The sequence below is a fragment of the Bradyrhizobium sp. WYCCWR 12699 genome, from assembly GCF_032144035.1.
Lineage (GTDB): Bacteria > Pseudomonadota > Alphaproteobacteria > Rhizobiales > Xanthobacteraceae > Bradyrhizobium.
Genome location: NZ_JAVTJN010000039.1, coordinates 1,104,483 through 1,116,098 on the forward strand (window position 1 = coordinate 1,104,483; position 11,616 = coordinate 1,116,098).

Sequence of the window (11,616 nt, forward strand, 5' to 3'; positions counted from 1 at the left end):
GGATGCTGAACTTCCTCGCCCGCCGCCTTGCGCAGATCGTGCCGACGCTGTTCTTCGTGTCGGTGCTGATCTTCTCGCTGCAGCAATTGCTGCCGGGCGATCCCGCCCTGGTGATGGCGGGCGAAGAGCGCGACCCCGCGGTGATCGAGCAGATACGCCGCCAGTACAAGCTCGATCAGCCCGTCCCGGTGCAGTATGCCTACTGGATCAAGGGCGTGCTGTCGGGCGATTTCGGCGAGTCGCTGCGCAACAAGATGCCGGTGCGCGAGCTGATCGCACAGAAGCTGCCGGTGACGCTGCAGCTCGGCTCGATGGCGATCGTGATCGCGTTCCTGATCGGCATTCCCGCAGGCATCGTCGCGGCCGTGAAGAAAGGCTCGGCCTGGGACTATGGCGCAAACCTGTTTGCGCTATGGGGCATCTCGACGCCGAACTTCTGGCTCGGGATCATGCTGATCTTCCTGTTCTCGATCGAGCTCGGTTGGCTGCCGGCGTCCGGCTACGTGCCGCTCACCGAGAACTGGCGCGCCAGCCTGGCTGCCACCATCATGCCGGCTTTCGTGCTCGGCAATGCGATTGCCGCGGTGCTGATGCGGCATACGCGCAGCGCCATGCTTCAAGTGCTGGAAAGCGACTACGTCCGCACCGCGCGCGCCAAGGGATTGTTGGAGCGCTCGGTGATCCTCAAGCACGCCATGCGCAATGCGCTGACGCCCGTTATCACGCTCGGCGCGCTGGAGCTCGGCACGCTGTTGTCCGGCGCCGTCCTGACCGAGCAGATCTTCTCCATTCCCGGCTTCGGCAAGCTGATCGTGGATGCCGTCTTCAACCGCGACTACGCCGTGGTGCAGGGCGTCGTGCTGGTGACGGCGACCGTCTACATCACGCTGAACCTCGTTGCCGATATCGCCTACATCCTCGTCAATCCGCGGCTTCGAGGCTAGATCAATGACCGACGCCGCGCTGCCGAGCCCTCTCACCCACGCCGACGAGCTGGATAGCCCGGCCCGCCGCGCGCGCCGGCGGCTGTTCAAGCGCAAGGCGGCGGTGTTCGGGCTCGTCGTGCTCGTGCTGGTCATCGCGCTCGCCGTGCTGGCCCCGCTCATCGTGCCCTATGATCCCATCGCGACGAGCTGGAGCCTGGTGCGCAAGCCGCCGACCACAGCGCACTGGTTCGGCACCGACGAGCTCGGCCGCGACATCCTCAGCCGCGTCGTCTACGGCGCACGCGCCTCGCTGCTCGCGGGCCTCATCTCGGTCGCGATCGCGCTCGGGATCGGCGTGCCGCTCGGCCTTCTCGCCGGTTATCGCGGCGGCTTCCTCGATGCGCTGATCAGCCGGATCACGGACGCGATGCTGGCCTGCCCGTTCCTGATCCTGGCGATCGCGCTCGCCGCGTTCCTCGGGCCGAGCCTCGGCAATGCCATGATCGCGATCGGCATCTCGGCAACGCCGATCTTCGTCCGCCTGACCCGCGGCCAGGTGCTCGTCGTCAAGGCTGAGGATTATGTCGAGGCTGCGCGCGCGCTCGGCAATCCGCCGTGGCGGATCGCGCTCTCGCATATCCTGCCGAACATCCTGCCCGCGCTGCTGGTGCAGGCGACGCTCTCGATCGCCGCCGCCATCATCGCCGAGGCCGCGCTCTCGTTCCTCGGCCTCGGCCAGCAGCCGCCGGCACCGTCCTGGGGCAGCATGCTCAACGCGGCGCAGCGCTTCCTGACGCAGGCGCCGTGGATGGCGATCTGGCCGGGGCTTGCGATTTTCCTCGTGGTGCTGTCGCTGAACCTGCTCGGCGACGGCCTGCGCGATGCGCTGGATCCCAGGCAGCGCTGACGCTGAAGGAACGAGCCTCGCTTGGCGCTCCGACGAAAGGGCCTTCCCTCCTCAGCACAAGGACCTCAAATCACCACCTCCCGCATCACGCGGCGGCAATCCATCTCGTATTCGAGATCGACCACAGGCGGCCGTGCGAAATGCCAGGTCAGGCCGGAGCGCAGCGCGCCGCGGCGGACCAGTTCATCGACGAGCGCGTGGTGGAAGTCGTGGACGGAATAGGCCTGCACGCCGGTCGTGTCCTTCCAGCCGAAACCGAACGCCGCCATCCGGTTCTCCATCTGCGACGTCGTGGTGAAGCGCACCTTTTCCCGCAGCCCCTCCGGGCTGAGATCACGGTAGCGCACGGTGCGCTCGACATAGGTCCCGCTGCCCTCGCGCGCCTCGGCGCCGCCGGCGATCACGAAAGACGGTGCCTTGGAGCGCGTGGGGCGGGTGAAGGAGAACGCATAGAACGACGGCTCGGCCGGCGGATCGATCTCAGGGCAGACATTGCTGCGTGCCACCGGGTTGGTGGTGCCGTCGAAGATGCCCCATTCCGACAGCGTCTTCACATAATGCAGGTTGAACGCGCGAAAGCCTTCCTCGCTGAAGGCCGCCGGCGAACGCAGTTCGCAGGCGCAGAACGCCGTCAGGGGACGACCCGCCTCCTGGATGAACTTTGCCGCCATCGCAAAGCCTTCCGCGAGCGGCACCAGGCGATCGAAGCGGACGCGCTCGATCTCATAGCCCTCATCCGCGGCTGCGCCCGCAGAATATTGAAACACGGACGGAATGAAGCGGTAATTGCCGGCAGAGAAATCAGGAACCATGACGCACTCCTATTCAAGCTGCATGCGAATGCCCTTGGCGCCGTTGAGCAGGCGCTTCAGGTGAAAGCCGGCCAGGGAATCGTCGGCATGCATGCCGACCAGCGCGGCAAAGGCCGGCATGGCCGCGGCATCGCCGGCTTCCATCTTGGCGAAAGCCTCAGAGTACAGCGCCGTTTCCGGCGCTTCGAATTTGCCCGGGGGCAGCGGCTCGAACGCGCGTAGCGGCTCGCTGCGCCCACGCAGCATCAGCTCGCCCACGGGGCGGCCTTGAAAATTCCCAGTCGCCTCGGCGACGCCAGCGCTGACGCAAAGGCGGGTGCCCAGATGCTTGTTGGCGGCCTCCAGCCGCGCGGCGATGTTGATGGTATCGCCATAGGCGGTGTAGTCGAAGAAGCGGTTGCCGCCGAAATTACCGACCAGCGCCGGGCCGGCGTGAATGCCGATGCGGGTGGCGCCAAAGGCAACACCCATGGCACTCTGGCGCGCGCGAAAATCCTGCGCCCAGGCATCGAGCTCGTGGGCGCAGGCGACCGCGCGCGTGGCATAATCCGGTTGATCCCCAGGCGCGTTGAAGAGCACCTGGATCGCGTCGCCGATGATTTTGGCGACCGTGCCCTCATGCGCAAAGATGACCTCGGTCATGCCGCCGACATACTCGTTGAGCAGCTTGCCTAACGTCTCGGGCGGCGCGGTCTCGACCAACGAGGTGAAGCCGGTGATGTCGGTGAAGATGGTGGCGACGTCGCGCCACTGCACTTCGATGCCCTCGCCCTCACCGCTGGCGGCCAGACGCCTGGCGAGCTCAGGCGAGAAATGACGCGACAGCGCGGCGTGGGCGCGCTCGGCTTCCATCTGGCGGCGCCTCACCTCGCGCAGCATCTCGATATGACGGATGGTCTTCCCGATCGTGGCTTCCAGATCGGCAAAGTCGATCGGCTTGGTCAGGAAGTCGAACGCGCCCCGGTTCATCGCGGTTCGGATGTTGCTCATGTCGCCATAGGCGGAGACGATGATGGTCGACTTCTTGTCCTCGGCCTCCTGGAGCTTTGCCAGCAGCGACAGCCCGTCCATCCGGGGCATGTTGATGTCGGAGACCACCATGTCGACTTGCGGATTCTGCTCGAGTGAGGCCAGCGCCTCGATACCGTCGCGAGCGAACATGATCGTGACCTCTCCGCCGCGAATCTGCCTGCGGAACTTTTGCAGGACCAGCGCCTCGAGATCCGGCTCGTCATCGACGAAGAGGATGGTCGCGCTCATGCGGCTTGCTCGAGCCTCGTGTCGATCTCCTGCCGCAGCAGCGCGAAATCGATCGGCTTGGTGAGAAGCCCGACGGCGCCGCGCTCGATCGCCTTCCGCCGGGTCTCGGCGTCGCCATAGGCCGTGATCATGATCACGGGAACGTCCGGGTGTGCGGCGCGAACTTTTGGCAGCATGTCCAGCCCGCTCATGCCGGGCATATTGATGTCGGACAGGATCAGGATCAACGAGGGGTCGCGAACCTCCGCAGCGCGCTTGAGCGCATCGGGCGCTGAAGAGGCGAACTCCATCTGGAAGCGGCCGGCGCGCAGCTCGCGGCGGAATTGCTGCCGGAACAGCGCCTCGACGTCGGGCTCATCGTCGACGACCAGGATGTAAACGTTCAAGACTTGCCTCCGGAAGTGTCGCCTGCCGTCATCGTGCGCGGCAGGGTGATGACGAATTCGGTGAATACACCGGGTGTGGAGTTCACGTCGATGGTGCCGCCGTGCTGTTTCACGACGATATCATGGCTCATGGACAGGCCGAGGCCGGTGCCCTCGCCGGCCGGCTTGGTGGTGAAGAAGGGATTGAACATCTTCTCCATCACGTCGGACGGAATGCCGGTGCCGTTGTCACGGATCCGGATTTCGACCCTGGCGCCGAGGTCCTTGGTCGCGGCGCTCAAGGTGGGCTCGAACGCTTCGCCCGCGCTCTCCTTGCGCTTGGCGGCGGCATAGAATCCGTTGGAGATCAAATTGAGGAGGACGCGCGTGATCTCCTGCGGATAGATGTCGACCATGCCGGCGGCGGGATCGAGGGCGCGCTGAAGTGCGACGTTGAAGGACGGTCGTTCGGCGCGCGCGCCGTGATAGGCGAGGTTGAGGCTCTCCTCCACGACCGCATTGATATCGACGGCGCGATGCTCGCCGGAGCCCTCGCGCGAATGCAACAGCATGTTCCTGACGATGGAATCGGCTCGCTTGCCGTGCTGCACCACCTTCTCGAGGTTGCCCTTGAGCATGCGGGTGAGCTCGTCGACCTCTTGTTTGGTCTTGCCGTCGAGGCCTGCCGCTTCGAGCACTTCGTTGAGCTCGTCGATTAGCTCGGTCGAGAGAGCTGAGAAATTGTTGACGAAGTTGAGCGGGTTCTTGATCTCGTGCGCGATGCCGGCTGTGAGCTGGCCGAGGGACGCGAGCTTTTCGGTCTGCACAAGGCGGTCCTGCGCGGTCCGAAGCTCGTTGAGGGATTGCCGTAGTTCGGAGGTCCGCTGCTCGACCTTCTTTTCGAGGTCGGCATAGGATTCCTGCAAGCGCGCGCCCATGTCGTTGAACTGGTCGGCGAGCCCTTCGAGCTCGTCACCCGTCCGGATCGAGATGCGCTGCGAGAAATCGCCGCCGCCGATCCTTTCGGCGCCGCTGCGCAGCGCCTGGATCGGCCCGACCATGCGGCGCGCGAGGAATATCCCGGCAAGCACTGCGAAGATCGACGCCGCCAGCAGCACGATCGCGAGCCGCTGCAGCGAGGCGTAGAGCGAGGCATAGGCCTCCTCGACCGGCAGCTCGACGAACATGGTCCAGTGCAGCGGCTCGATGGGGGCCGATGCCGTCAAGACCTTCTGCCCCTGGATATTGCGCGCTTCCTCGAGCGCATTCGGCATCGTGCCGCCGGCAGCCTGCGCGGCGCGCACCTGTGCGAGGCCGGACATGTCGGTGTTGCGCAGCACGAGACTGATGTCGGGGTGGGCGATCAGGCGGCCTTCCGGGCCAACCACATAGGCGTGCCCGCGCTGGCCGACCTTGATCTGCGAAACCACGTCCCAGATCAGCTTGAGATTGACCTCGGCGATGCTGACACCGGCATCCTTGCGCGCGCCGGCCAGCGCCAGCGTCATGTAGGGCTCGGACTCCCGGCGGAAATAGACCGGCCCGTAATAGACCTTGTGGGCGACCGCCTCGATGAACTTGGGGTCACCGGACAGGTCGGTCCCGCTCTCGATCGCGTCCATCGCCAGCCGCGAGACCCGCAACCGTTCCTTGCCGGTCGAATCCACCTGGGCAAGCTCAGTGATGGCAGGTACCTGACGCAGCAGCCGCAGCGCGTCGAACCGGCGCTGCTCGATCGAGCTCGCCGACCACGGCAGTTGCGTGGTCCAGCCGAGCTGGCTCTCGATCTCCTTGACGAACTGGCCGATCTTGGCCGCAGCTGCTTCGGCCTGCTCATGCTGGACCTGGATCAGCGAGGCCTTGTGCTCACGATAATAGAAGAAGACCTCAAACAGGCCGTTGGCCAGCAGCGCGATGGCGACGACGGCCACGAACAGCGCAACGTATTTGGTGAACAGCCGCGTCCGGATCCCCCGTCCCGCGACCGCGCCGGAGGCGGCCCCAGCCGGAGCCGCGCTCGGCAGCGTCCTCGCTTGCGGGGTGTCAGGATGGAGGGAAAGGCTCATCCCGCGAAACTAGCAAGAAGCGCGGACCTTGTCTCTTGCGAGCGCAGGAGGCCGCGCCCCCAGGGCTGCGGCGTCGACTGCGGATGCGGTGGCGCAACGAAAAAGGGCGGCAGCGGATGGACCGCTGCCGCCCCCTGGTTCGCTTGCTGACAGCTTCAGGTCGGCCGCAGGGCCTTGGCGTCGAGATCGAGCTCGGCAACCTGCTTGTTCCGCTCGGAATCGGCCGCGGCGCGGTGGTCGGTCGCCAGCACCACATACACCGCCGGCAGCACGAACAGCGTGAACAGGGTGCCGATCGACATGCCGGCGACGACGACCAGACCGATCGAGAAGCGGCTGGCCGCGCCCGCGCCGGTCGCGGTCAGGAGCGGGATCAGGCCGGTGACCATCGCGGCCGTCGTCATCAGGATCGGCCGCAGGCGGATGCGAGCCGACATCTCGATGGCCGAGCGGCGGTCGAGCCGCTCGTTGACCTGGAGCTCGTTGGCGAACTCCACCATCAGGATGCCGTGCTTGGTGATCAGGCCGACCAGGGTCAGCAGCCCGACCTGGGTGTAGATGTTCATGGTCGCGACGCCGAAGAACAGCGGGATCAGCGCGCCGACGATCGCCATCGGCACCGAGATCATGATCACCAGCGGGTCGCGCAGGCTCTCGAACTGCGCCGCGAGCACCAGGAAGATGATGATCAGCGCGAAGCCGAAGGTGATCGCGAGCTGGTTGCCTTCCTGAACATATTGCCGGGAGTCCGCCAGATAGTCATGGCTGAAGCCCTGCGGCAGCTTCTTGGCCTCGCTTTCGAGGAAGTCGACCGCCGCGCCGACCGTCACGCCGGGCATCGGCACCGCAGAGAACGTCGCCGAATTGAGCTGATTGTAGTGCGTCAGCGAATTTGGATCGGTCTTGGTCTGGATCGACACCACCGTCGACAGCGGAAGCTGCTGGCCGGTATTGGTCGTCACGTAGTAACCGCCGAGCGATTCCGGCGACAGCCGCTTGGCGCGCGGCACCTGCGGGATCACCTGATAGGACCGCCCCTCGAGATTGAAACGGTTGACGTAGTTACCGCCGAGCAGCACGGCGAGCGTCGCACCGAGGTTCTGCATGTTGACGCCGAGATCCTGCGCCTTGCTGCGATCGATCGTCACCTTCACGTTGGGCTGGTTGAAGTTGAGATCGCTATCGGAGACGATGAACATGCCGCTCTTGCGGGCTGCGTCCTTCAGCTTCTCCATCTGCTCATAGACCGTCTGGAACCCCGCGGTGGAGTTGATCACCATCTGAACCGGCAGGCCGCCGGGCCCGCCAGGCAGGGGCGGCAGGTTGAAGGCGAACGCTTGCACGCCCTCGATCTTGGAGAGTTCGGCCTGCACCAGCGGCTTCAGCGCGATCGACGAGCGCTTGCGCTCGTCCCAGGGCTTGAGCAGCATGCCGGCGATGCCGCCCTGCGGACCGTTGATGCCGTTCAGCACGAAGCGCAGATCGGTCTCGGGGAATTGCTGGAATTTCTCGTCGAGTTTCTCGCCGTAGAAATCGACATAGTCGATATTGGCGTATTTCGGTGCCTTGGTGACCGCGAACACGATGCCCTGGTCTTCCTCCGGCGCCAGCTCCTTCGAGGTGTGCATGTAGAGGAAGCCGACGAGCCCGAGGATGGTGATCGCGAACAGGCCCGTGATCGCCTTGTAGTCGAGCGAGCGGTCGAGCTTGCGGCCATACCAGCGCGTCAGCGCGCCGAACACCCGGTTGACGAGCTTGGCGAAGCGGCCCTCTTCGGTGTTCTTCAGCAGCACCGAGCACATCATCGGCGACAAGGTCAGCGCGATCACGCCCGACACGATCACCGAACCCGCCAGCGTAAACGCAAACTCGCGGAACAGTGAACCGGTGAGGCCGCCGAGGAAGCCGATCGGCGCGTACACGGCGGCCAGCGTGATGGTCATCGAGATGACGGGACCGACGATCTCGCGCGCGCCTTGCAACGACGCCTGGACCGGCGTCTTGCCCTCCTCCAGATGGCGATGGATGTTCTCCACCACGACGATGGCGTCATCGACCACGAGACCGATCGCCAGCACCATCGCGAGCAGCGTCAGAAGGTTGAAGCTGAATCCCAGCGCCAGCATCAGGGTGCAGACGCCGATCATCGACAAGGGAATCGTGACGACCGGGATGATGACCGACCGCAGCGAGGCCAGAAACAGGAAGATGACCACGATCACGATGATCACGGCTTCGCCCAGCGTCTTCTCCACCTCGTCGATCGAGGACTGGATGAACTTGGTCGAGTCGTAGGCGACCTTCATCTTCATCGACGGCGGCAGATTGCGTTCGAGCTCGGGGAACAGCGCGCGCACGCCCTTGACCAGCGTCAAGGGGTTACCCTGTGGGGTGGCCTGCACACCGATGAAGATCGCGTGCTCGCCGTTGAAGGCGACGCTCGCATCGGTGCTTTGGGCGGCGAGCTCGACGGTGGCGATGTCCTCCATCCGCACGAAGCCGCCGTCCTTCGCCTTGACGATCATCTTCTTGAACTGGTCGACGTTGGTCAGGCCCGTATTCGTCGAGACGTTCGAGACGATCAGATAGCCCTTGGCCTGTCCGGCCGCGGACTGGAAGTTGTTGGCCTGGATCGCCGACGCCACGTCCGCCGGCGACACGTTGCGGCCGGCCATCTTCTCGGGGTCGAGCCACAGCCGCATCGCGAAGGTCTGGCCGCCGAGGATGTCGGCGGAAGCCACGCCATCGACGGTCGACAGCACCGGCTGAACCACGCGCGTCAGATAATCCGAGATCGCCGAGCCCGAGAGCTCCTCGGACGAGAAGCCGAGATACATCACGGCCGTGGTCTGGCCCGTGGTCTTGGTGACGATCGGGTCGTTGGATTCCTTCGGGATCAGATATTTGACCGAATTCGTCTTCGCCAACACCTCGGTGAGCGCCTGGTTCGGATCGAAGTTCAGCTTGATGTAGACCTGGATCGTCGAGGTGCCGAGCACCGAGGACGACGTGATGTAGTCGACGCCCTCGGCGGACGCGACCGCCTGCTCGATCGGCGTCGTGATGAAGCCCTGGATCAGGTCCGCAGATGCGCCCGGATAGACGGTCGTGATGTTGATGACCGTGTTCGACAGCTTGGGATATTGCCGGATCGGCAGCACCATCGCCGCACGCAGGCCGATCAACAGAATCAGCAGGCTGACGACGACCGACAGAACCGGGCGCTTGATGAAAATATCGGTAATGGCCATCGCGGCGATCTCGATTTCTTTGTCTCAAGAGAAGTGATCCGGCGAGGCCGGATCACTCGAATGTCATGGATCAGTAGCGCGGCGGCTGCGCCGGGATCTGCGGAACCGGGTCGGTCGAAATCGACACCGCAGCGCCCGATTGCAGCTTGAGCTGGCCGACGGCGACGACCTTGTCGCCCGCCTTCAGACCCTTGATGATCTCGACGCGACCTTCGACCCGGCTGCCGGTCTGCACGAAGGTGCGCACCGCGGAGAGACTGGTCTTGCCATCCTCTCCTTTCTTCTCGGTGATCACGAACACGGAGTCGCCGTACAGCGTGTAGTCGACCGCCGTCTCCGGCACGGTGATCACGGCCGGCTTGTCCGGCAGCACCACCGTGGTGTTCACGAACATGCCGGGCTTCAGGATCTTCTCCGGATTGGCAACGGTCGCCTGCACGCGGATGTTGCGGGTGTCGGCCGAGATCTGCGGCTCGATCGTGGTGATCTTGCCCTCAAAGATCCGGCCCGGATAGGCATCGACCTTGAGGCGGACGGTCTGGCCGACCTTGAGGCTGCCGGAATCCTTTTCGGTCACCGTGAAGTTGGCCCACAGTTCGGAAAGGTCGGTCAGCGACACGATCGCCGTGCCTGCCGTCAGATATTGACCGACCTCGACCTTGCGGACGCCGAGATCACCGGCGAAGGGTGCGCGCACCAGCTTCTGCGAGATCAGCGCTTCAGTCTTGGCGATGCCGGCCTGCGCCTGGTCATAGGCAGCCTGCGCGGAATCGACGGTGGCCTGCGGCCCGAACTGGCGCGAGGCGAGCTGCTTGGCGCGATCGAGCGACAGCTGCGCGACGGTTGCCTGGGCCTTGTAGTTGGCGAGGTCACCCTGCTCCGGGGCGTCGAACAGTTGCACAAGCGGCGTGCCGGCCTCGACACGCGTGCCCGGCTCGAACTTGATCTCGGTGACGCGGCCGTTGACGTCGGCGCTGACGTCGACCTGGTGCACGGCGACGAGGCCGCCGACCGCGGTGAGCAGGTTCGGCACCACCTCGGACTTCGCCTCCGCCGCGCTGACCGCGGTCGGCGGCGGCTTGTTGTTGGCGAAGAACTGCTTGATCATCTGGCCGCGGAAATAATTGAACCAGACGAGGCCGCCGACGAGCGCGGCCAGCAGCGTGCCGACGATGATGAACCAGAGCACCGGCCGGACCGGACGCTTGGGAGCCTTGTTGTCGATCGGTTCGCCCGAAATCTTGTGTTCGGTTACGATGTTCATGTCATGCACTTTCTGCAATCGCCGTCCTGCCGGCATCCGCGGCCTGATCGTGGCCCAGATGCGAAGCAATTGCGGCGTCGTTAAGTCCGATACCCCTCAGGAGAAACTCACACAGCTGCCGCTCGAGGTCGTCAGCCTTGCCGTAGACCAGGCAAGGCGTGGCCGAAAGTCTGGTCAGCGCCGTGGTCATCACCGTGTGATGCGCAAACCAGAACAGGTTGAGCGGATCGCCGCTGCATGGCCGCGCGTCCCCGGCGACAACGGCACGTTCGAGCGAGGCGACGAAGATCGCCCCGATCAGCGTCTCGATCTTGGCATACAGCAACCGGGCGAATTCGCCATCATCCAAATGGCTCGTGGCCATCAGTCGCAACCGCTGCGCCTCTTCTTGATCGGGACCATCGGCGATGTGGAGGAAATGCTGGACCATGCCGCGGATCACCTCGACCAGTGTGGCGGTCGAAGGCTCCCGTTCGAGAAGTTCGGTGAGCGCCGGATCGGCCTCGCATTCGTCGCTGAGGATTTCGGCGTAGAGCGCCGCCTTGGACGGGAAATGCTTGAACAGCAGCGCCTCGGAAATGGCAGCGGCGGCCGCCACGCTCTTCGTCGTGGTGCCGGTATAGCCATGTCGGGCAAAGCAGCGCTTCGCGGCACCGAGGATCAATTGACGCCTCAGGTCGCTCGTCATACGCAATGAGCTCATGCTGGGTGAGTAAGCACTCACCCACGCAGAAGTCAAGCATTATGTTGCATCGCAACCTAAGT

Annotated in this window: 9 protein-coding genes; 2 read left to right on the forward strand and 7 right to left on the reverse strand. The window is 64.6% G+C overall.

Annotated elements, in window-relative coordinates:
* Positions 1 to 2 precede the first annotated feature (2 nt).
* Positions 3 to 944: an ABC transporter permease gene (locus tag RPS27_RS35840; RefSeq protein ID WP_194406963.1), complete on the forward strand. Its 942-nt coding sequence runs from the start codon at positions 3 to 5 to the stop codon at positions 942 to 944.
* A gap of 4 nt (positions 945 to 948) precedes the next feature.
* The gene (locus tag RPS27_RS35845; RefSeq protein WP_211417809.1) at positions 949 to 1,833 is read left to right on the forward strand and encodes an ABC transporter permease; all 885 of its coding nucleotides are present in this window, start codon (positions 949 to 951) and stop codon (positions 1,831 to 1,833) included.
* A gap of 65 nt (positions 1,834 to 1,898) precedes the next feature.
* On the opposite strand, the gene RPS27_RS35850 is transcribed toward RPS27_RS35845, so the two are convergent.
* The 7 genes from RPS27_RS35850 to RPS27_RS35880 all read right to left on the reverse strand — a co-directional run bounded on the left by RPS27_RS35850 (position 1,899) and on the right by RPS27_RS35880 (position 11,554).
* Positions 1,899 to 2,645 (reverse strand): hypothetical protein, encoded by a 747-nt coding sequence (locus tag RPS27_RS35850; RefSeq protein WP_313755002.1) that lies wholly within the window; start codon positions 2,643 to 2,645, stop codon positions 1,899 to 1,901.
* A 9-nt stretch (positions 2,646 to 2,654) separates the two neighbouring features.
* Complete coding sequence (locus RPS27_RS35855) at positions 2,655 to 3,905, reverse strand: adenylate/guanylate cyclase domain-containing protein (RefSeq protein WP_212065330.1); 1,251 nt, start codon at positions 3,903 to 3,905, stop codon at positions 2,655 to 2,657.
* Entirely contained in the window at positions 3,902 to 4,291 is a 390-nt protein-coding gene (locus tag RPS27_RS35860; RefSeq protein WP_018315558.1) for a response regulator, read from the reverse strand. The genes RPS27_RS35855 and RPS27_RS35860 overlap by 4 nt, the downstream gene beginning before the upstream one ends.
* On the reverse strand, positions 4,288 to 6,336 hold the full coding sequence (locus RPS27_RS35865) for an ATP-binding protein (RefSeq protein WP_212065331.1): 2,049 nt from the start codon (positions 6,334 to 6,336) through the stop codon (positions 4,288 to 4,290). Before RPS27_RS35865 ends, RPS27_RS35860 begins: the two co-directional genes overlap by 4 nt.
* Before the next feature lie 155 nt (positions 6,337 to 6,491).
* Positions 6,492 to 9,587 (reverse strand): MexW/MexI family multidrug efflux RND transporter permease subunit, encoded by a 3,096-nt coding sequence (locus RPS27_RS35870; RefSeq protein ID WP_212065332.1) that lies wholly within the window; start codon positions 9,585 to 9,587, stop codon positions 6,492 to 6,494.
* 70 nt (positions 9,588 to 9,657) lie between these two features.
* Complete coding sequence (locus RPS27_RS35875; RefSeq protein WP_194406957.1) at positions 9,658 to 10,851, reverse strand: efflux RND transporter periplasmic adaptor subunit; 1,194 nt, start codon at positions 10,849 to 10,851, stop codon at positions 9,658 to 9,660.
* A gap of 1 nt (position 10,852) precedes the next feature.
* Positions 10,853 to 11,554, reverse strand: a complete 702-nt coding sequence (locus tag RPS27_RS35880) for a TetR/AcrR family transcriptional regulator (protein ID WP_194408225.1) — start codon at positions 11,552 to 11,554, stop codon at positions 10,853 to 10,855.
* Positions 11,555 to 11,616 lie beyond the last annotated feature (62 nt).